This window comes from Halomarina halobia, from assembly GCF_029338575.1.
Lineage (GTDB): Archaea > Halobacteriota > Halobacteria > Halobacteriales > Haloarculaceae > Halomarina > Halomarina halobia.
Genome location: NZ_CP119992.1, coordinates 337,266 through 356,390, shown reverse-complemented (window position 1 = coordinate 356,390; position 19,125 = coordinate 337,266). Strand labels below are relative to the sequence as shown.

The window sequence follows — 19,125 nt, the reverse complement described above, 5'->3', positions numbered from 1 at the left end:
CGTCTGACTGTCGTCCCGATCTCGATGCGGGTACGCGGGGCCGAACAGTCCCGCCGGCAATCCTCCGGAGGGAGACCGTACCGCTGTCTCCACTGAACGTATAAAAAACAATACCCAGAATCATGACATTCAATAAACACTTTTGTCGCGTCACGTTGGCGATTGAATGTATCATGTCGAACGACATTACCGACGGAAGCGATGGAAGCACAGATCGGCGAGGGTTCCTCTCGACGGCGGCGAAGATCGGCGGCGGGGCGACGCTGCTCTCGCTCGGCGGGACCGGCCTGGCCGCCGCGACAGACGGCGACGGCGACGCGAACGGCGGGCCGAGCGACGTGGAGATCCTGAACTTCGCGCTGACGCTCGAGAAACTCGAGTTCACGTTCTACCGCGACGGCCTCCAGACGTTCACCGAGGAGGACTTCGAGGGGCCGGGGAGTCCGGGGGACATGGTGTTCAACAGCCCGCGGCCCCGGTACGGGACCTACCAGCGCTTCGAGAGGATCCGTGACCACGAGAAGGCGCACGTCGACGCCATCACGGCGACGATCGAGGACCTCGGCGGTACGCCGGTCAGCGGGCTGAAATTCCGCTTCCCCTACGAGACCCTCGACGAGTTCATCGGGCTCGCGGCGACCTTCGAGAACCTCGGGGTGGCGGCGTACGCCGGTGCCGCCCCCCTGATCGACGACGAAGACATCCTCTCGGCGGCGCTCAGCATCCACAGCGTCGAGGCGCGCCACGCCGGCTACCTCAACCTCCACGAGTTCCGCCTGCCCTATCCGAACGCCTTCGATCCGGCGAAGACGATGGACGAGGTCCTCGCCGCCGCCGGCCAGTTCATCGTCAGCGACGAGTAACGGCAGGGACGTCACCGGCCGCGTTCCGAGGGCGTCCCGCTATGCGCCCTCGTGTTCTAACAGTTGCGAGCGGGCGGTACGTGGCGGAGACTCTGGACGAATTTCGGTCCGAGTTCGATCGCAATTCTGGAAACGGCCTTATACGAACCGATCGACGGTCTATCCGTGCGATAGCTCGCACAGGTCGGCTCGCGACGGACGACCGCTCCGGACCCCCGGCGCGGACGCACGCCGCCGGTGGATGTCACGAAGGGGCGCATCCACTCTCGGCAGGCGCCTCCGCGAGGACGGAAGCCGTTCTCGGGGTCCGCGTCGCGATTCGCGTCCGACGGCCGGCCGAAGCGCGCCGGCGAACCGACGACGACGACCGTCCGTCCCCGGCTGACAGCTTGCCCTCCACCCCACCTGAACCCATGTTTCGCACGAACCGTCGATCGGTGTGGACGTCCACCTCGACTAGCTCTCGTCGGCACGCCGTTTCGTCGACCGATCTTTCGTCGACCGATCTTTCGTCGACCGATCGAGCGACGCGACGGGGGTCGGTGGATTCACGAAGACATGTTAGATAGACGTATACGATGGAGCCCGTTCGGAGGTACGTGCTCACGCGAACGCACGGCGGCGAGAACCGCGCGCGCATCCTCCGGGCGCTCGTCGAGCGGCCGCGGAACGCCGATCGACTCGCCGAGGAACTCGACCGCCACTACGAGACGGTTCGACACCACCTCGACGTCCTCGTCGACGACAGCATCTTCGAGAACAGCGGCGAGGAACGCGGGGCGACCTACCTCCCGACCGGCGAGGCGCGACACTGCTGGGAACTCATAGAGGGGATCATCGAGAGCGTCGAATGACGATGGAAGGACCGACAACTACCGACGAACGCGCCGCTCGCGAGGGGGAACGGAGATGACGCTGTGGGTCGACGTCGCCCGGATCGCGATCCTCGCGAACGTCCTGCTCACGCTCGTACTGGGGTACGTCTGGGGTCGGAATTACCTCCAGTTCCGGTCGAAACAGACCCTCGGACTCGTCCTCTTCACGGGCTTCCTGCTCCTGGAGAACCTTCTGGCGCTCTACTTCTACATGTTCGAACCCACGCTGCGGGTGTGGGTGACCTCCGTCCCTCCTATCGCGCAGGGTGCCATGACGGCACTCCGCCTCTGTGAGTTCGGCGGGCTGTTCTTCCTCACCTGGGTCACGTGGGACTGACCCGCGAGGGGCGCGGACGGGCGATCACCCCGTCCAGCAGACGAGCCGACGTGGCAGACCGGCTACTCCTCGCTCCTCGCCGGCCGGCCGAGGTGCTCCTCCACGGCCTCGACCTTCTCGCGGGCGGATTCGTCGCTCGCGCGCTTGTCGTCGATCTTCAGGAACGTGCTCACGCGGTCGGCCTCGACGGCGGTGTGGGCCGCGCGCACCGCGTCGAGCAGGTCGTCGATCGAGTCGGCCTCGATCACGGTCCCCATCGGGTTCGTCTCGTAGCTCACGTCGAAGTCGTCGAGGGCGGCGACGGCCTTCGCGACCTCCTCGCTCATGCTCCCCTCGCGGACGGGCGCGACGCTGAGTAGTGCGATGACGGTCATGGTCCCCTCCTACTACACCCGTGAGCGGGTAAAGCGTGCCGGTGACTGATAGCGAGCATCGTACCCGCAGCCGGATCCGCGGCCGATCGTCGGCTGGAATTCGTCGCGACGAACGATACTCGCTATGATATGCCCGGGCGACGTCCACGGGATCATGGACGTAGATCGCGGACGAACCACCGCCAACGGCGTCGCGTTCGAGTACCTCCGCGCGGGCGATCGCTCCGGCCCGCTCGCGCTCTGTCTCCACGGCTTTCCCGACGACGCCGGATCGATGACGCCGCTTCTGGAGCAGTTCGCCGCGACGGGGTACCACGCCGTCGCGCCGTACATGCGCGGCTACGCCCCCACCGGGCTCGCGCCGGACGGGGACTACTCGGCGGGCGCGCTCGGCCGCGACGCGCTCGCGCTCGTCGACGCACTCGACGGCGACCCGGCGGTGCTCGTCGGCCACGACTGGGGGGCGGCGGCGAGTTACGTCGCCGCGCGCATCGACCCCGCCGCGTTCGAGACCGTCGTCGGGATGGCCCTCCCACCCCGGTTCGTGGCGGCGGCCCGCGAGCGGCCGCGACAGTGGCTCAGGAGCTGGTACATGGCGGCGTTTCAGCTCCCCGGCGCGGAGCGCCTCCTCCGGGCGGGTGACTTCGCGCTCGTGGAGTTCCTCTGGTCGACCTGGAGTCCGGGATGGGACTACTCCGAGGCGCGCATCGAGTCGGTGAAGAACACGCTCAACGCCCCGGGGACGACGGCGGCGGCGCTCGAGTACTACCGCCAGTTCGCCCGCGACGTGCTCGAGCGGGGGGCGCTTCGGCGCGACACGCGCTCCGGGCCGCCGCTCGACGTCGACGCGCTCGTGCTCGCCGGGACGGACGACGGCTGCGTCGGGGTCGAACTGTTCGACGACGCGGCCGCGGCGTTCGCGGGCGACTGTCGCGTCCTCCGGGTCCGCGACGCGGGGCACTTCATCCACCGGGAACGGCCGGACGTGGTCGCGAGCGCGGTGCTCGACTGGTGCGAGGCGCGGGTATAATCCGGTGGGGGCGAGACGGTCACGCTCGAACACCCATGAACGATGCCGAGCGAGCGGGACGAGTAGTAACCGACGGGGGAACGCCTCACTCGTCGAGGTAGCCGAGCGAGCGCAGGCGGCTCTGTACCTCCGCCTCGTCGACCTCGGCGCTCCCCAACTCCGCGCCGTCCCGTTCGACGCGGCTGAGTACCTCCTCCAGAACGTACTTGACGTACGCGTCCGGCGTCGAGAAGTCGGTCCGTCGCGTCCGATCGTCGACCCGCGAGTAGAGGTCCGGCGGGAGCGAGACGGTGACGGCTTCGTCCGACTTCACGGTCGTCCGTTCTGTGGTATCGTGCGAGGGGCTCATCGTTCACCCGACGGTTCCGACGTGACGGGCATTGTTATGTGTCAGTTATCGTTAGGGATTCCGTGAGTGTCACGTCGTAGAGGGCGGTTATCGGACCGAACGCACGCGCGGCGCGCGCTCGGTCCGCCGCGGTTCGCTCGGCACCCGTCGGGGGGCGTCTCGGTTTACGACGCGCATAACGATACGGACGAGCGGCGACGACCCGGTATGAGCGATCCGCGTAACGTGATCCTGGTGACCGTCGACAGCCTCCGCGCCGACCGGTGCGGGCTCGACGGGGACGACGGTCGACGAACGCCGGCGCTCGCCGCCCTCGCCGAGGAGGGACTGACGTTCGAGAACGCCATCGCCCCCGCGGCGGCGACGAACGGTTCCGCGTACTCCTTTCTGACCGGCGAGTACCCCATCGAGCGGCCGGCGACCGACTCGACGAAGGCGGCCCTGCGCGAGCACATGCTCTCCCGGGACACGCTCGCGGACCGCCTCTCCCGCCGTGGGTACACCACGGCGGCGTTCACGGCGAACCCCTGGACGTCGCGTTACTTCGACTTCGACGTGGGGTTCGACTACTTCGAGGACTTCATGGACGAGGACGCGACGGAGTCGTTCATCAGCGAGGGGACGCCCGACAGCAAGGCGACGTTCCTGCTCGTCCAGGCGCTCAACTGGTGGCAGGGACAGGACATGTTCATGTCCTGGGAGGCGTTCTACGACGACATCCTCGACTGGCTGACGGACGCACCTGAACCGTACTTCCTGTGGGTGTTCCTCGTCGATTCCCACATGCCGTACCTGCCGCCGAAGGGCTACCGCAGCCAGTCGCTCGCGCGCACCTACGCCGCCAACGCCTGGCTCTACTCCGGGCGCGACATCACGCCCGGCTCGTGGGTCCACGACGCCCTCGTCACCGCCTACGACGACACGGTCCGCTACACGGACGCCTTCCTCGACCGCCTCACGCGCGACGTCGGCGACGATCCGCTCGTGATGGTCCACGCCGACCACGGGGAGGCCTTCGGCGAGCGCGGGCGCTACGGCCACGGCTACGAACTCGAGGAGCCGATCGCCCACGTACCGCTCGTCGTCGCCAACGGCCCTACCGGTCGCGTCGAGACGCCGTTCTCGCTGTTCGATCTCCCGGAGCTCGTCCTCGGCCTCGCCACCGACCCCGAGTTCGACCCGGAACGCGCCTTCGACGCCCCGTTCGCCCGCGGCCGGACGGGCCACCCCCAGCGCATCCTCCGGGCGCGCGACTGGAAGTACGCCACCAGTCCGGTCGAGGAGCGCCTCGTCCGCCTCGACGAGGACCGCACCCCCATCGAGAACGAGGAACTCCTGGCGCTCTGTCGCGCCGTCACGGACCAGTGGGCCGCCGGCGACGAGGAGCGGGGGCGCATCACCGCCGCCGCGACCGAGGTGGCCGAGGAACTGCCGGTCTGACCCCCGCGTTCAATCGACGAACACGCCCCACGAGACGTGGTCCCACGCCCGCTCGTAGCAGTAGTACGTCACCGTCTTCACGAGGTTCGTCGCGACGCCAATGCTGAGCGCGTCGCTCACGTCGCCCACGACCAGCCACGCGACGGCGATCGAGACCACGACCATCACGACGCGGTAGAGCGCCGTCTTCACCAGCGCGCTCCCGGGCCAGGAGCGCGCCGCGAGAGCGGACCGCCGACTCGAACCATGCGATCACTTCGCTCGGGGAGCGGCATAAGAGATCAGTAACGGTTACTATTTCGACGCTACGTAACCGGTATTTATCCCGTGCCGCCGCAGAGACGGAGCGTTCGAAACGTGGATCGATACCGCCGTCAGCGGCGGTCGTGTCGATTCGTCCGAGGGGTTCCGCGCTCTCTCAGCCGTTCGGGTGGTGCGTCTCCGTTCTGGTAGGACGGTCAGTCACCCCGTTCGCCTGCGCGGGTTGGTGCTCCCTGATTCAAATCCCATCGTTTCGCTCACAGTGATTCCCAAGCGTAGCGCGGAGATGGAACTCCGCGCTGGTGGAAATCACGGAAGTGCGCTGACTGGGATTTGAACCCAGGTTGTGACCATGGCAAGGTCACGTGATACCACTACACTATCAGCGCGTGGTGCACCGGTTTGCGTGCGTATTCTGTTCCGCCGTGCGACCATAAAAACGTACCGGAGTCGGTCGGTCCGTGGGACTCACGTCCGCGGGACACTCAACCATCGAAAACCGTCATGCGAAGCCGTCTCAGTGCCGTGGGGGAAACGCTACCCTTTTAGGACTCGACCGGGTACGACCGTCACAGTCTAGTGCACAGCGGGGAAGCGTACCGGCATGACACGTACCGTACTCGTGCCGTCGTCCCTCGCGCGCGAGTCCCGCGACAAGCGGGAAGCGACACGCAAGCTGGGATACGTCGCCCGCGCGGCGACGATATTCCGCGCCGATCGCCTCGTCGTCTACCCCGACCGATCGGGGGAACGGCGATGGGGCGGCGGGTTCGTTCGCACCGTGCTGGCCTACGCGGCCACGCCCCCCTACCTCCGAAAGGAGGCCTGGGAACGGCGCGACGAACTGGAGTACGTCGGCGTCCTGCCGCCGCTCCGCGCTGTGGCACAGACCGGCTCCGGATCGGACGATTCGGGGTCGTTAAGACAGGGAATCGTGACCGAGGTCGGATCTGACGGGCGCGTTCGGGTCAATTGCGGCCTGCAACACCCGGTCTCCCTCCCCGTTCCGCCGGAGATGGCGGTCGAGGAGGGGGAGCGCGTTACCATCAGGGTCTCTTCGCGACGGCCACTCCGCGCTCGAATCGTCGACGTCCCACCACCGGGACTAGCGGTCGAGGAGTCGGAGCTCGATACGACGCTCTCGCGTCCCGACGCCGGCGTCCGCATCGCCGCGTCGCGCCACGGCGAGGAACTCACAGTCGCGCGCCTGGGCGAACTCGCCCCGCGCGTGCGCGATGGGTTCACCGTGGCGTTCGGGGCACCGGAACGTGGCCTCCCGGAGATACTGGGGGTCGACCCCCCGAGGATCGACCCCCGCGACGACACCGACGCCGTCACCGACGGCGACTCGCGGTCTCACACCGAACCGGACGCCCAAACCCGGTTCGACCTCTGGCTGAATACGGTTCCGAACCAGGGCAGCGACGTCGTCAGAACGGAGGAAGCGATGTTCGCGACGCTCGCCTGCCTCAACCTCGAATAACAATGCCACAACCAAGCAGACCACGAAAAGGCTCGATGGGCTTCAGCCCGCGCGTCCGCGCGTCGAGCGAGGTGCCCCGTATCAGCACCTGGCCCGACGACGACGGCCAGCCGCGGCTCCAGGGCTTCGCCGGCTACAAGGCCGGCATGTCGCACGTCGTGATGGTCAACGACGAGCCCAACTCGCCGCGCGAGGGGATGGAGGAGACCGTCCCCGTCACGGTCGTCGAGACGCCGTCCATGCGGGCGGTCGCCCTGCGAGCCTACGAGGACACCGCGTACGGCCTCCGTCCGCTCACCGAGGTCTGGACCGACGAGTTCCACGAGGACCTCGAACGGGCCATCGACCTCCCCGAGGGGAGCGGCGGCCAGGAACAGCTGATCCGGGACGCGCTTGAGTCCGGCGACCTCGGCGACGTGCGCCTCATCACGCACACGCTGCCGAGCGCCCTCCCCGGCGTCCCGAAGAAGAAACCCGACGTGATGGAGACGCGCGTCGGCGGCGGCAGCCTGGAGGACCGCGTCGAGTACGCGCTCGACCTCGTCGACGAGGGCGGCGAACACGCCGCCTCGGACGTGTTCCGGGCGGGCGAGTTCGTCGACGTCGCCGGCATCACCCAGGGCAAGGGGACGCAGGGTCCCGTAAAGCGCTGGGGCGTCCAGAAGCGCAAGGGCAAGCACGCCCGGCAGGGATGGCGGCGCCGCATCGGCAACCTCGGCCCGTGGAACCCCTCGCGCGTGCGCTCTACGGTCCCCCAGCAGGGACAGACCGGCTACCACCAGCGCACCGAACTGAACAAGCGCGTCCTCGCCATCGGCGACGAGGCGGTGACCCCCGACGGCGGCTTCGTCAACTACGGCGAGGTCGACGGCGACTACATGCTCGTGAAGGGGTCGCTCCCCGGTCCGAAGAAGCGTCTGCTGCGCTTCCGACCCGCCGTTCGGCCGAGCGAAACGCCCCGCCTCGACCCCGAGGTGCGGTACGTCTCTACGGAGTCTAACCAAGGATGAATGCGACAGTACGCGACCTGGACGGCGGGGAAGGGGAGGAACTCGACCTTCCGGAGGTCTTCGAGACCCCCTACCGCCCCGACCTCATCGGTCGGGCCGTTCGCGCCGCCCAGGCCAACCGCAAACAGGACTACGGTGCCGACGAGTACGCCGGGATGCGAACCCCGGCCGAGTCGTTCGGCTCCGGTCGCGGCATGGCGCACGTGCCGCGACAGAACGGCGTCGGTCGCCGCGTCCCCCAGACGGTCGGTGGGCGACGCGCGCACCCGCCGAAGACCGAGAAGGATCGAGGCGAGAAGATCAACAAAAAGGAGCGCCGGCTCGCCGTCCGCTCGGCCATCGCGGCCACGGCGGACGCGGAGCTGGTGCGCGAGCGCGGTCACCGCTTCGACGACGACGTCGAACTCCCCCTCGTAGTCTCGGACGACTTCGAGGACCTCGTGAAGACGAGGGAGGTCGTCGAGGCGCTCGACGCGCTCGGCGTCGCGGCCGACATCGAGCGCGCCGACGCGGGCAAGAGGGTCCGCGCGGGCCGCGGGACGACCCGCGGGCGCAAGTACAAGCGCCCGAAGTCGATCCTCTTCGTGACCGCCGGCGAGCCCTCGAAGGCCGCCCGGAACCTCGCGGGAGCCGACGTGGCGACCGCCCGGGAGGTCAACGCCGAGGACCTCGCGCCCGGCGCGCACGCCGGTCGGCTGACGCTCTTCACGGAGAGCGCCATCCAGGAGGTGGCAGACAGATGAGCGTGATCAGGTACCCCAACGTCACGGAGAAGGCGATGAACGAGATGGACTTCGAGAACAAACTCGAGTTCGTCGTCGACGCGAACGCCTCGAAGCCCGAGATCAAGGAGGCCCTCGAGGAGCAGTTCGACATCGCCATCGTGAGCGTCAACACGCAGGTAACGCCCGAGGGAACGAAGAAGGCCACCGTGCGCCTGTCGGAGGACGACGACGCACAGGAGGTCGCCTCCCGAATCGGGGTGTTCTGACCGTGGGACGACGAATCCAGGGTCAGCGACGCGGGCGCGGCACGCCGACGTTCCGCGCGCCGTCGCACCGCTACAAGGCGCAGCTCGATCACCGAAAGGTGGAGGACGGCGACGTCGTCCGCGGCACGGTCGTGGACATCGAACACGACCCGGCCCGCTCGGCCCCCGTCGCGGCCGTCGAGTTCGAGGACGGCGACCAGCGCCTCGTGCTCGCGCCCGAGGGGATCGCCGTCGGCGACGAGATCCAGGTCGGCGTCAGCGCCGAGATCGCCCCCGGCAACACCCTCCCGCTGCGGGAGATCCCGGAGGGAGTCCCGGTGTGCAACGTCGAGCGCCAGCCCGGCGACGGTGGCAAGTTCGCCCGCTCGTCGGGCGTGAGCGCGACGCTGCTCACCCACGACCGGAAGGCGGCCGTCGTACAGCTCCCGAGCGGCGAGATCCGCCGGCTCTCGCCGGACTGCCGCGCCACCATCGGCGTGGTCGCCGGCGGCGGCCGGACGGAGAAGCCGTTCGTGAAGGCCGGGAAGAAGTACCACAAGATGCGCGCGCGCGGCACGAAGTGGCCGCGCGTGCGCGGCGTGGCGATGAACGCCGTCGACCACCCGTTCGGGGGCGGCGGCCGACAGCACCCCGGCCGACCGAAGAGCGTCTCCCGCCACGCGCCCCCGGGGCGCAAGGTGGGCGACATCGCCAGCCGGAAGACCGGCCGCGGCGGTAACCGAGGGAACAAATGAGCACGGACTACCAGATCGGCCGCGACAAGGACGAGGAGTTCACGTACCGCGGCTACACGGTCGACGAACTCCGCGAGATGGACCTCGAGGAGTTCGCGGAACTGCTCCCCGCGCGAATGCGGCGAAGTATCGAACGCGGCCTGACCGCGGAGCAGGAGAAGCTGCTCGCGAAGGCCGACAAGCGCTCCGCCGAGGAGTCGGCGAACAACCCGCTTCGGACGCACCTGCGCGACATGCCGATCGTGCCCGCGTTCGTCGGCAAGACGTTCGCCGTCTACAGCGGCCAGGAGTTCGAGCGCGTCGAGGTCAAGCCCGAGATGCTCGGGCACTACCTCGGCGAGTTCGTCCTCACGCGCACGTCGGTCGAACACGGCCAGGCCGGCATCGGGGCGACGCGCTCGTCGAAGTTCGTCCCCCTGAAGTGATCGAACTATGGGAATCAGCTACAGTGTCGACGCGGACCCGGAAACCACCGCGAAAGCGATGCTTCGGGAGCGTCACATGAGCCACAAGCACAGCAAGGAGATCGCCCGCGCGATCAAGGGTATGACCGCCGGCGACGCGCAGGCGTACCTGCAGGACGTGCTCGACGGCGAGCGATCGGTCCCGTTCAAGTCCCACAACACCGGCGTCGGCCACCGAAAGGACGTCTCCGGCTGGGACGCGGGGCGGTACCCCGAGAAGGCAACGAAGGCGTTCCTCGACCTCCTCGAGAACGCCGTCGGCAACGCCGACCACCAGGGCTTCGACGGCGAGCGCATGACGATCATGCACGTCGCGGCCCACAAGGTCGGCGAGTCGCCCGGGCGCAAGCCGCGGGCGTTCGGCCGCGCGACCTCGTGGAACACGCCGCAGGTCGACGTCGAACTCGTCCTCGAGGAGGATAGCGAGGCGCAGAGCGCCTCGGGGAACACGAGCGGTGGTAACCGCGAGGTAGACGAATAATGGCAGACGAACACGAGTTCATCGAGAACGGCCTTCAGCGCACGCAGATCGACGAGTTCTTCGGTTCCGAACTCGCCCGCGCCGGCTACGGCGGCATGGAGGTCGCGAAGACGCCGATGGGCACGCAGATCATCCTGCGCGCCGAGAAGCCCGGAATGGTCATCGGCAAGGGCGGGAAGAACATCCGGAAGATCACCGCGGAACTCGAGCGTCGCTTCGACCTCGACGACCCGCAGATCGACGTCCAGGAGGTGGACGAACCGGACCTGAACGCCCAGATCGTCGCCGATCGCCTGGCCAACGCGCTCGAACGCGGGTGGTACTTCCGCAAGGCGGGCCACACCACGATCGACCGCATCATGGACGCGGGCGCGCTCGGCGCGGAGATCGTCCTCTCCGGGAAGGTTACCGGCGCGCGCTCGCGCGTGGAGAAGTTCAACCGGGGCTACATCAAGCACAACGGCGAGCCCGCCGAGTCCATCGTGGACCGCGGCGACGGCGTCGCCGTCATGAAGCTCGGCACGATCGGCGTGACGGTGAAGATCATCCCGCCGAACGCCGAGCTCCCCGACGACTTCCGGATCCGCGAGGACGTGGACGTCTCCGAGTACGTCATCGAGCCCGAGGAGGTCGAGGGCGACGTCGAGGAACTGCTCGAGGCCGACCCCGCGGAGACCAACGAACCCGAGTTCGAGGAGGGCGAGGACGAGGTCGACAGCGAGGCCCCGCCGACCGCCGAGGAGGAGGTCCTCGAGGAGGAGGTCCTCGACGAGGACCAGGAGATCGCGCCGCCCGAGGAGGGTGACGTCGAGGACGAACTCGACGAACTCGACGAGGACGTCGAGGCGGAGGCCGAGGACCTCCTCCAGGAGATGGAGGAGCAGGAGACCGCCGAGGCCGACGTCGAGGAGACCGTCGAGGGTGCAGACGAGTCCGCGGGCGGCGCGGACGAGTCCGCGGACGCCCCGACGACGGAAGACGACGTCGAGCTCGACGAGGACGGCGAGGCGCAGAGCGGCGACGAGCCGCGAGACGAGGAGGTGGAGGAGTAGATGGCGATCCTCTACACCGACGAGATCCGCGACATGACGCCGGCCGAGCGCCGGGTCGAACTCGAGGAACTCGAGACGGAACTGCTCAACGCCCGCGCCGTCGAGGCGGCGGGCGGCGCGCCGGACGATCCGGGGCGCATCAGGGAGCTTCGCCGCACCATCGCCCGGATCAAGACGATCCAGCGCGAGGAAGGCGACGACGGGGCGCAGAGCGCCTCGGAACGATCGAGCGGCGACGAGCCGCGAGACGAGGACGAATAGATGTTGACCGCCGAGACCCTGCCGCGACACGAACTCATCGGCCTGCGAGTGCGGGTCGTCGAGTCGACGGATCCCACGCTCGTGGGCGTCGAGGGCGAGGTCGTCATGGAGACGACCAACACGCTCACCGTGGCCGGGGCTCGGACCGTGCAGGTGCCGAAGGCGGTCGCGACGTTCGAGTTCGAACTCGATAGCGCGGAGCGACGCTCCGCGGACCAGTCGAGCGACGGGACGTCACGAGACGACACCGAGTACGTCGTCGTCGAGGGCGAGCGACTCGTCGCGCGACCCGCCCGGCGCACCGAGCGCACACGAGGATCACAATGGCAATAGGACTGAACGTTCCGGAACCGGAGGAGACCTGCTCCGACGCGAACTGTCCGTTTCACGGCACCCTTTCGGTGCACGGACAGACCGTCGAGGGGCGCGTCGCCTCCACGGACATGGACAAGACCGTCGTCGTCGAGCGGGAGTACGACGTGTTCGTACCGAAGTACGACCGCTACATGAAGCGACGCTCGCGCATCCCGGCCCACGCGCCGGCGTGCCTCGGGCTGTCGGAGGGCGACACGGTCCGCATCGCAGAGACGCGACCGCTCTCGAAGACGAAATCCCACGTCGTCGTGGAGATCGTAGAGCGGTTCGAGACCGCCGCGGACACCATCAGCGCCCCGGCCGGAGAGTCGGGGGAGGGTGAGTGACCATGCAGGCGCTGACCGCCGACGTGACGCCCGGCCTGGAGAAGGGCTCGCTCATCACGTGCGCCGACAACACCGGCGCGCGCGAGCTGCGGGTCATCTCCGTCTCGGGCTACCACGGCACGAAGAACCGCCACCCGAAGGCGGGCCTCGGTGACAAGGTCACCGTCTCGGTCACGAAGGGGACCCCGGAGATGCGCCGGCAGGTCCTCGAGGCCGTCGTCATCCGCCAGCGCAAGCCGATCCGCCGACCGGACGGCACGCGGGTGAAGTTCGAGGACAACGCGGGCGTCATCGTCGACGAGAACGAGGACCCCCGCGGGACCGAGATCAAGGGCCCCATCGCGCAGGAAGTGGCCGAACGATTCGGCAGCATCGCCAGCACGGCGACGATGATCGTATGACCCGACAACCACGCAAACAACGCAACCGACGCGCCAACGCACCGCTCCACGAGCGGCACAAGCAGGTCAGGGCGACGCTCTCGCCCGACCTCCGCGACGAGTACGGCCGGCGCAGCGTCCGCGTCAACGCCGGGGACACCGTCGAGGTGCTCCGCGGCGACTTCGCGGGCGAGGAGGGCGAGGTCACGAAGGTGGACCTCCGGCGCGCGGAGATCCACGTCGAGGGCGTCACCCTCGAGAAGGCCGACGGCGAGGACGTGCCGCGGCCGCTCGACGCGAGCAACGTTCGCGTGACCGACCTCGACCTCGACGACGAGGTGCGCGAGGGGCGTCTGACGGAGGACGAATAACATGAGCAAACACCAGAAACGACTCTCGGTACCGAAGTCGTGGCCGGTCGAGCGCAAGACGGCGACGTTCACCGTGAAGGCGGGCGCGGGCCCGCACGGTGAGGCGGGGGTTCCCCTGCTCGTGCTGCTGCGCGACGTACTCGGCTACGTCGATTCGAAGAAGGAAGCGCGCTACGCGCTCGAACAGGGCAGCGTGCTCGTCAACGGGCAGCGGCCGGGCGACGAACGCCGGCCCATCGGGATGTTCGACATCCTGGCGTTCCCCGAGCGCGACGAGTACTACCGCGTCTTCCCCGGCGAGGGCGGTCGGCTCGCGCTGACGGCCATCGCGGCGGACGCGGCCGACTCCAAGCTCGGCAAGGTCATCGGCAAGCAGCACGTCGGCGGCGGCGACGTCCAACTGTCGCTGCACGACGGATCGACGCTGCTGACCGACGACGAGTCCGTCGCGTGCAAGGACTCGGTCGTCGTCGACAACGAGTCGACGGAGATCGTCGCGCACTTCCCCTACGAGGAGGGCGCGCTCGTCACCGCGGTCGACGGGACGCACGCCGGCGAGATCGGCGAAATCGACGAGATCACCGTCACGGCCGGCAGCGGCGCGAATACCGTCACCGTCACCCAGGAGGACGGCGAGGGCTTCGAGACCGTCGAGGAGTACGTCGTCGTAATCGACGAGAAGTTCACCGGTGGGGTGAGTGACGAATGAGCGAGACCGACGCCGGGTTCCACGAGATGCGCCACCCGACGGTCGAGAAGGTCGTCGTCCACATGGGCGTGGGCGAGGGCGGGCAGACGCTCGCGAACGCGCAGGACATCCTCGAGGAGATCACCGGACAGGAGTCCGTTCGGACGCTCGCGAAGCGCACCGTTCAGGAGTTCAACGTCCGCGAGGGCGACCCCATCGGTGCGAAGGTCACGCTCCGCGGCGAACCCGCGCGGGAGTTCCTCGAGACGGCGCTGCCGCTGGTCGAGATCCGACGCCGGCAGTTCGACGAGACCGGGAACTTCAGCTTCGGCGTGGACGACCACACCGACTTCCCCGGCCAGGAGTACAACCCGAACATCGGGATCTACGGGCTCGACGTGACGGTCAACCTCGTCCGCCCGGGCTACCGCGTCCGCAAGCGCGACGCGGCCACCCGACAGATCCCGTCGAGACACCGGCTGACCGTCGGGGACGCCATCGAGTTCCTCGAAGCCGAGTTCGACGTGGAGGTCAACTGAGATGAGCGAGAGCGAAACCGAACAGGAGACGGGCGAGCACGCCGCGAAGCGCACCGGCCAGCTCGAGGCGTGCCAGCGCTGCGGGCGCAAGCAGGGCCTCGTCGGCAAGTACGACATCTGGCTGTGCCGACAGTGCTTCCGCGAGATCGCCCGCGGTATGGGATTCAAGAAGTACAGCTAACCATGGCGGACAACGATCCACTGTCCAGCGCGCTCTCCGGCCTCGACAACGCCGAGAGCGTCGGGCATCTGAAACAGACGATACAGCCCGCCTCGAACATCATCGGCTCCGTCCTCGAGGTCTTCTACGACCGCGGGTACATCGACGGCTTCCAGTTCGTCGACGACGGCAAGGCCGGTCGCTTCGAGGTCGAACTGAAGGGTGCCATCAACGAGTGTGGCCCCGTCAAACCGCGCTACTCCGCGAAGGCGGACGAGTTCGAGCGGTGGGAGAAGCGATACCTCCCCGCGCGCGACTACGGGGCCCTCATCGTGAGCACGAGCAAGGGCATCATGAGCCACTACGAGGCCCGCGAGCAGGGCGTCGGTGGCCAAGTCATCGCGTACGTGTACTAATGAGCCGAACAGAGATCGAACTACCGGACGAAGTCAGCGCGTCGATGGACCACCTCGACCTCACCGTCGAGGGGCCCAACGGCTCGGTCACCCGGAGGCTGTGGTACCCCGACGTGGCGGTCACGGTCGACGACGGCTCGGTGGTCATCGAGACCGAGACGGAGAACCGAAAGACGAACGCGACCGTCGGCACCTTCGAGAGCCACGTTCGCAACATGGTCCACGGCGTGACCGAGGGCTGGGAGTACGAGATGAAAGTGCTCTACTCTCACTTCCCGATGCAGGTCAGCGTCGAGGGGAACGACGTCGTGATCAACAACTTCCTCGGGGAGAAGGCCCCGCGGCGGACGACGATCCACGGCGACACCGAGGTTCGGGTCGACGGCGAGGAGATCACCCTCACCGGCTCGGACAAGGAGTCCGTGGGACAGACCGCGGCCGACATCGAACAGCTGACGCGCATCAACGACAAGGACACCCGCGTCTTTCAGGACGGGGTCTACATCACGTCGAAACCCACCCGAGGTGACGCCTGATGGCAGACGACGATAACAACGGAAACGGCGAGGAGATCACGGAACTCACCGACATCTCCGGCGTCGGCGAGGCGAAGGCCGAGGCGCTCCGCGAGGCGGGGTTCGAGACCGTCGACGACGTTCGACGGGCGAGCCAGGAGGACCTCGCGCGGGCCGATGGCGTCGGTAACGCGCTCGCCGCGCGCATCAAGGCCGACGTCGGCGGGCTCGAGATCCGCGAGGAGGAGGAGACCGAGGCGGAGGTCGAGGACGAGACGCCCGAGGAGGAGGCGGCGGTCGAGGCCGAGGAGGTCGAGACCGAACTCCGCCCCCGCGGGCTCGACGACAAGACGCCCGAGCTCGACGACGAGACCGACCGCCTGCTAGCTCAGCGCAAGCGCGAGGGCAAGCCCGCCTTCCGCCGGCAGGACTACCACAAGAAGAAGCGCACGCCCGAGTCGTGGCGTCGCCCCCGCGGCGGTCTGTCCAAGCAGCGCCGCGGATTCAAGGGCAAGGGCCCGAAGGTCCACTCCGGCTACCGCACGCCGACGGACGTTCGAGGCCTGCACCCGAGCGGCTTCGAGGAGGTCCGCGTCCACAACGTCGCGGACCTCGAGGGCGTCGACGGCGACACGCAGGCCGTCCGCATCGCCTCCTCGGTCGGCGCGCGCAAGCGCGAACGCATCGAGGAAGAGGCCGAGGACGCGGGGGTTCGCGTCCTCAACCCGACCTACGTGGAAGTCGAGGTGAACGAGTAATGAGCGACCTCAGCGCACAGAAGCGGCTGGCCGCTGACGTGCTCGACGTCGGCAAGAACCGCGTCTGGTTCGACCCCGACGCGCAGAGCGAGATCGCGGACGCGATCACCCGCGAGGACATTCGCGGGCTCGTCGACGACGGCACGATCGCCGTGAAGGACGAGCGGCGTTCGAACTCGCGCGGTCGCGCCCGCGAGCGCAACCGCAAGCGCGCCTACGGCCACCGCAAGGGCCCCGGTTCCCGCAAGGGGAAGGCCGGAGCCCGACAGAAGGAGAAGGACAGTTGGATGAGTCGCATCCGCGCCCAGCGCGCGACGCTGCGCGACCTCCGCGATTCGGGCGAACTGACTCGCTCGGAGTACCGCGACCTGTACGGTAAGGCCAGCGGCGGGGAGTTCGACAGCGTGAGCGACCTGGAACGATACATCGAGAACAACTACTAACAATGGCAACCGGACCACGATACAAGGTACCGATGCGGCGTCGCCGCGAGGTACGAACGGATTACCATCAGCGGTTGCGCCTGTTGAAATCCGGCAAGTCACGCCTGGTTGCTCGCACGAGCAACAAACACGCCAGGACGCAGCTGGTGACGACTGGTGATCAGGGGGACCGCACGCTGGCTAGCGCTCACTCGAGCGAACTCGCCGACTTCGGCTGGGAGGCTCCGACGGGGAACCTCCCGGCGGCGTACCTGACCGGCTATCTCGCCGGCCTGCGCGCCGTCGACGCGGGGATCGAGGAGGCGGTGCTCGACATCGGCCTCAACACCGCGACGCCCGGCAGCAAGGTGTTCGCGGTGCAGGAGGGGGCCATCGACGCCGGCCTCGACATCCCGCACAACGATTCGGTGTTCGCGGAGTGGGAGCGCACCCGCGGCGAGCACATCGCCGACTACGCGGAACAGCGCGACGAGCCGCTCTACAGCGGCGACTTCGACGCGACCGCGCTACCCGAGCACTTCGATGACGTACGCGAACGACTTCAGGAGGAACGATGAGTAACGGAAACGGCTGGGAACCCAAGACCCGACTGGGTCGGAAGGTCCTCGACGGCGACATCACGGAGATGGGGCAGGCGCTCGAATCCGGCCTCCCGCTCAAGGAGCCGGAGGTCGTAGACCGCCTCCTCCCGGACCTGGAGGACAACGTGCTCGACATCAACATGGTCCAGCGCATGACCGACTCCGGCCGCCGCGTGAAGTTCCGCTGCGCGGTCGTCGTCGGTAACCGGAACGGCTTCGTCGGCTACGCCGAGGCGCGCGACGACCAGGTCGGCGGCGCGATCCAGAAGGCCATCGGCGTCGCGAAGCTGAACATCATCAAGGTGTCCCGCGGCTGCGGGTCCTGGGAGTGCGGCTGCGGCCAGCCCCACACGGTCGCGCTGCGCACGACGGGGAAGGCCGGCAGCGTCGAGGTCGAACTCCAGCCCGCGCCCCGCGGCCTGGGGCTCGCGGGCGGGGAGACCGTCCGCTCGGTGCTCGAACTCGCGGGCATCGAGGACATCTGGACGCGCTCGTCGGGCAACACCCGCACGACGGTCAACTTCGCGAAGGCGACGTTCAACGCGCTCCGCAACACGACCGAGGCCCGCGTGCCCCAGCACGCGGCCGAGGCGCGCGAGGTGATCGAGTGATGCGGGCACTCGTCCAGCTCCGCGGCGCGGTCGACACGAGCGCGGGCGTCCGTGACACCATGTCGATGCTCAACCTCGGGCGCGTCAACCACTGCACGTTCGTACCCGACACCGACGCCTACCGCGGCATGGTCACGAAGGTGAACGACTGGGTCGCCCACGGCGAGCCCTCCGAGGGGACCGTCGCGACGCTCATCCGCCGTCGCGGCGAGCCCGCCGAGGGCGAGGGCCCCGTCGACGACGAGTGGGTCGCGGAGCACACCGACTACGACGGTATCGACGCGCTGGCCGCTGCCATCGTGAACGAGGAGACCACCCTGCGCGAGCAGGGGCTCTCGCCGACGCTGCGGCTTCACCCGCCGCGCGGCGGTCACGACGGCATCAAGCACCCCACGAAGGAGGGCGGCCAGCTGGGCAAGCACACGACCGAGGGGATCGACGAACTCCTCACCTCGATGCGATAATGACCAGCAAGAAACGCAGACAGCGGGGCTCGCGCACGCACGGCGGCGGGACGCACAAGAACCGCCGCGGGGCCGGTAACCGCGGCGGTCGCGGCCGCGCCGGGCGCGACAAGCACGAGTTCCACAACTACGAACCGCTCGGTAAACACGGCTTCACCCGACCGCAGAAGGCCCAGGAGACGGTCGCCACCGTCGACGTCCAGAAGCTCGACGAGGACATCGCGCTGTACGTCGCGGAGGGGCTCGTCGAGGAGACCGACGACGGCTACGCGATCGACGCGCGCGACGTCGTCGACGCCGGTCACGACGTCGACGTCGTGAAGGTGCTCGGCGGCGGCCAGGTGTTCAACGCGCTCACCGTGACCGCCGACGACTTCTCCGAGAGCGCCGTCGACCTCCTCGAGAGCGAGGGGGGAAGCGCCGCGCTCACCGAGCGCGGCGAGGAGCGGTCGTCCGAAAAAGATTCACCTGAAGACGGCGGAAACGAGTAGTA

32 protein-coding genes and 1 tRNA gene are annotated in these 19,125 nt (G+C 68.2%); 29 read left to right on the top strand and 4 right to left on the bottom strand.

Annotated features, from left to right (window positions below; genetic code table 11):
* Positions 1–173 precede the first annotated feature (173 nt).
* The 3 genes from P1K31_RS01910 to P1K31_RS01900 all read left to right on the top strand — a co-directional run bounded on the left by P1K31_RS01910 (position 174) and on the right by P1K31_RS01900 (position 2,075).
* Complete coding sequence (locus tag P1K31_RS01910) at positions 174–863, top strand: ferritin-like domain-containing protein (RefSeq protein WP_276304586.1); 690 nt, start codon at positions 174–176, stop codon at positions 861–863.
* Positions 864–1,441: 578 nt separating this feature from the next.
* Positions 1,442–1,717 (top strand): winged helix-turn-helix domain-containing protein, encoded by a 276-nt coding sequence (locus P1K31_RS01905; protein WP_276304585.1) that lies wholly within the window; start codon positions 1,442–1,444, stop codon positions 1,715–1,717.
* Positions 1,718–1,772: 55 nt separating this feature from the next.
* Positions 1,773–2,075 (top strand): DUF8036 family membrane protein, encoded by a 303-nt coding sequence (locus P1K31_RS01900; RefSeq protein ID WP_276304584.1) that lies wholly within the window; start codon positions 1,773–1,775, stop codon positions 2,073–2,075.
* 62 nt (positions 2,076–2,137) lie between these two features.
* On the opposite strand, the gene P1K31_RS01895 is transcribed toward P1K31_RS01900, so the two are convergent.
* On the bottom strand, positions 2,138–2,449 hold the full coding sequence (locus P1K31_RS01895) for an MTH1187 family thiamine-binding protein (RefSeq protein WP_276304583.1): 312 nt from the start codon (positions 2,447–2,449) through the stop codon (positions 2,138–2,140).
* Positions 2,450–2,603: 154 nt separating this feature from the next.
* Here P1K31_RS01895 and P1K31_RS01890 point away from each other — a divergent pair, with 154 nt between their 5' ends.
* Positions 2,604–3,479: an alpha/beta fold hydrolase gene (locus tag P1K31_RS01890; RefSeq protein WP_276304582.1), complete on the top strand. Its 876-nt coding sequence runs from the start codon at positions 2,604–2,606 to the stop codon at positions 3,477–3,479.
* A gap of 85 nt (positions 3,480–3,564) precedes the next feature.
* On the opposite strand, the gene P1K31_RS01885 is transcribed toward P1K31_RS01890, so the two are convergent.
* Complete coding sequence (locus P1K31_RS01885; protein ID WP_276304581.1) at positions 3,565–3,792, bottom strand: hypothetical protein; 228 nt, start codon at positions 3,790–3,792, stop codon at positions 3,565–3,567.
* 243 nt (positions 3,793–4,035) lie between these two features.
* Here P1K31_RS01885 and P1K31_RS01880 point away from each other — a divergent pair, with 243 nt between their 5' ends.
* Positions 4,036–5,268 (top strand): sulfatase, encoded by a 1,233-nt coding sequence (locus P1K31_RS01880; RefSeq protein ID WP_276304580.1) that lies wholly within the window; start codon positions 4,036–4,038, stop codon positions 5,266–5,268.
* A gap of 9 nt (positions 5,269–5,277) precedes the next feature.
* Here P1K31_RS01880 and P1K31_RS01875 read toward each other — a convergent pair whose 3' ends face one another.
* Both P1K31_RS01875 and P1K31_RS01870 read right to left on the bottom strand, forming a co-directional pair.
* Positions 5,278–5,460 carry a DUF2061 domain-containing protein gene (locus P1K31_RS01875; protein ID WP_276304579.1) on the bottom strand — a complete coding sequence of 61 codons (183 nt, stop codon included), beginning with the start codon at positions 5,458–5,460 and terminating at the stop codon, positions 5,278–5,280.
* 387 nt (positions 5,461–5,847) lie between these two features.
* A tRNA-Gly gene (locus P1K31_RS01870) sits at positions 5,848–5,918 on the bottom strand.
* Positions 5,919–6,133: 215 nt separating this feature from the next.
* On the opposite strand from P1K31_RS01870, the gene P1K31_RS01865 reads away from it, so the two are divergent.
* From P1K31_RS01865 to P1K31_RS01750, 24 genes are read left to right on the top strand one after another with little or no spacing between them, the layout of a single operon-like run.
* Positions 6,134–7,012, top strand: coding sequence for a putative RNA uridine N3 methyltransferase (locus P1K31_RS01865; protein ID WP_276304578.1), 879 nt, complete (start codon positions 6,134–6,136; stop codon positions 7,010–7,012).
* 2 nt (positions 7,013–7,014) lie between these two features.
* Positions 7,015–8,022: a 50S ribosomal protein L3 gene (locus tag P1K31_RS01860; protein ID WP_276304577.1), complete on the top strand. Its 1,008-nt coding sequence runs from the start codon at positions 7,015–7,017 to the stop codon at positions 8,020–8,022.
* Positions 8,019–8,765, top strand: coding sequence for a 50S ribosomal protein L4 (rpl4p, locus tag P1K31_RS01855; RefSeq protein WP_276304576.1), 747 nt, complete (start codon positions 8,019–8,021; stop codon positions 8,763–8,765). The genes P1K31_RS01860 and rpl4p overlap by 4 nt, the downstream gene beginning before the upstream one ends.
* Complete coding sequence (locus P1K31_RS01850; RefSeq protein ID WP_276304575.1) at positions 8,762–9,013, top strand: 50S ribosomal protein L23; 252 nt, start codon at positions 8,762–8,764, stop codon at positions 9,011–9,013. The genes rpl4p and P1K31_RS01850 overlap by 4 nt, the downstream gene beginning before the upstream one ends.
* 2 nt (positions 9,014–9,015) lie before the next feature.
* Positions 9,016–9,747 carry a 50S ribosomal protein L2 gene (locus P1K31_RS01845; protein ID WP_276304574.1) on the top strand — a complete coding sequence of 244 codons (732 nt, stop codon included), beginning with the start codon at positions 9,016–9,018 and terminating at the stop codon, positions 9,745–9,747.
* A complete protein-coding gene (locus P1K31_RS01840) occupies positions 9,744–10,172 on the top strand; it encodes a 30S ribosomal protein S19 (RefSeq protein WP_276304573.1) in 429 nt (142 codons plus the stop codon). The genes P1K31_RS01845 and P1K31_RS01840 overlap by 4 nt, the downstream gene beginning before the upstream one ends.
* Before the next feature lie 7 nt (positions 10,173–10,179).
* A complete protein-coding gene (locus tag P1K31_RS01835) occupies positions 10,180–10,692 on the top strand; it encodes a 50S ribosomal protein L22 (protein WP_276304572.1) in 513 nt (170 codons plus the stop codon).
* Positions 10,692–11,744, top strand: a complete 1,053-nt coding sequence (locus P1K31_RS01830) for a 30S ribosomal protein S3 (RefSeq protein ID WP_276304571.1) — start codon at positions 10,692–10,694, stop codon at positions 11,742–11,744. The genes P1K31_RS01835 and P1K31_RS01830 overlap by 1 nt, the downstream gene beginning before the upstream one ends.
* Positions 11,745–12,005 carry a 50S ribosomal protein L29 gene (gene rpmC / locus P1K31_RS01825; RefSeq protein WP_276304570.1) on the top strand — a complete coding sequence of 87 codons (261 nt, stop codon included), beginning with the start codon at positions 11,745–11,747 and terminating at the stop codon, positions 12,003–12,005.
* A complete protein-coding gene (locus P1K31_RS01820) occupies positions 12,006–12,338 on the top strand; it encodes a ribonuclease P protein component 1 (RefSeq protein ID WP_276304569.1) in 333 nt (110 codons plus the stop codon).
* Positions 12,329–12,706 (top strand): 30S ribosomal protein S17, encoded by a 378-nt coding sequence (locus P1K31_RS01815; RefSeq protein WP_276304568.1) that lies wholly within the window; start codon positions 12,329–12,331, stop codon positions 12,704–12,706. The genes P1K31_RS01820 and P1K31_RS01815 overlap by 10 nt, the downstream gene beginning before the upstream one ends.
* A gap of 2 nt (positions 12,707–12,708) precedes the next feature.
* Positions 12,709–13,107 carry a 50S ribosomal protein L14 gene (locus P1K31_RS01810; RefSeq protein ID WP_254546480.1) on the top strand — a complete coding sequence of 133 codons (399 nt, stop codon included), beginning with the start codon at positions 12,709–12,711 and terminating at the stop codon, positions 13,105–13,107.
* Complete coding sequence (gene rplX, locus P1K31_RS01805) at positions 13,104–13,457, top strand: 50S ribosomal protein L24 (RefSeq protein WP_276304567.1); 354 nt, start codon at positions 13,104–13,106, stop codon at positions 13,455–13,457. The genes P1K31_RS01810 and rplX overlap by 4 nt, the downstream gene beginning before the upstream one ends.
* A 1-nt stretch (position 13,458) precedes the next feature.
* On the top strand, positions 13,459–14,166 hold the full coding sequence (locus P1K31_RS01800; RefSeq protein WP_276304566.1) for a 30S ribosomal protein S4e: 708 nt from the start codon (positions 13,459–13,461) through the stop codon (positions 14,164–14,166).
* Entirely contained in the window at positions 14,163–14,684 is a 522-nt protein-coding gene (locus tag P1K31_RS01795; protein ID WP_276304565.1) for a 50S ribosomal protein L5, read from the top strand. Before P1K31_RS01800 ends, P1K31_RS01795 begins: the two co-directional genes overlap by 4 nt.
* 1 nt (position 14,685) lies before the next feature.
* Positions 14,686–14,865 carry a 30S ribosomal protein S14 gene (locus tag P1K31_RS01790; RefSeq protein ID WP_254545277.1) on the top strand — a complete coding sequence of 60 codons (180 nt, stop codon included), beginning with the start codon at positions 14,686–14,688 and terminating at the stop codon, positions 14,863–14,865.
* Positions 14,866–14,867: 2 nt separating this feature from the next.
* Positions 14,868–15,260, top strand: a complete 393-nt coding sequence (locus P1K31_RS01785) for a 30S ribosomal protein S8 (RefSeq protein ID WP_276304564.1) — start codon at positions 14,868–14,870, stop codon at positions 15,258–15,260.
* A complete protein-coding gene (locus tag P1K31_RS01780; RefSeq protein ID WP_276304563.1) occupies positions 15,260–15,796 on the top strand; it encodes a 50S ribosomal protein L6 in 537 nt (178 codons plus the stop codon). The genes P1K31_RS01785 and P1K31_RS01780 overlap by 1 nt, the downstream gene beginning before the upstream one ends.
* Positions 15,796–16,533 (top strand): 50S ribosomal protein L32e, encoded by a 738-nt coding sequence (locus P1K31_RS01775; RefSeq protein WP_276304562.1) that lies wholly within the window; start codon positions 15,796–15,798, stop codon positions 16,531–16,533. The genes P1K31_RS01780 and P1K31_RS01775 overlap by 1 nt, the downstream gene beginning before the upstream one ends.
* The gene (locus P1K31_RS01770; protein ID WP_276304561.1) at positions 16,533–16,976 is read left to right on the top strand and encodes a 50S ribosomal protein L19e; all 444 of its coding nucleotides are present in this window, start codon (positions 16,533–16,535) and stop codon (positions 16,974–16,976) included. Before P1K31_RS01775 ends, P1K31_RS01770 begins: the two co-directional genes overlap by 1 nt.
* A gap of 2 nt (positions 16,977–16,978) precedes the next feature.
* Complete coding sequence (locus P1K31_RS01765) at positions 16,979–17,533, top strand: 50S ribosomal protein L18 (protein WP_276304560.1); 555 nt, start codon at positions 16,979–16,981, stop codon at positions 17,531–17,533.
* Positions 17,530–18,168 carry a 30S ribosomal protein S5 gene (locus P1K31_RS01760; RefSeq protein ID WP_276304559.1) on the top strand — a complete coding sequence of 213 codons (639 nt, stop codon included), beginning with the start codon at positions 17,530–17,532 and terminating at the stop codon, positions 18,166–18,168. The genes P1K31_RS01765 and P1K31_RS01760 overlap by 4 nt, the downstream gene beginning before the upstream one ends.
* The gene (gene rpmD / locus P1K31_RS01755) at positions 18,168–18,632 is read left to right on the top strand and encodes a 50S ribosomal protein L30 (protein ID WP_276304558.1); all 465 of its coding nucleotides are present in this window, start codon (positions 18,168–18,170) and stop codon (positions 18,630–18,632) included. The genes P1K31_RS01760 and rpmD overlap by 1 nt, the downstream gene beginning before the upstream one ends.
* A complete protein-coding gene (locus P1K31_RS01750; protein WP_276304557.1) occupies positions 18,632–19,123 on the top strand; it encodes an uL15m family ribosomal protein in 492 nt (163 codons plus the stop codon). The genes rpmD and P1K31_RS01750 overlap by 1 nt, the downstream gene beginning before the upstream one ends.
* Positions 19,124–19,125: the final 2 nt, after the last annotated feature.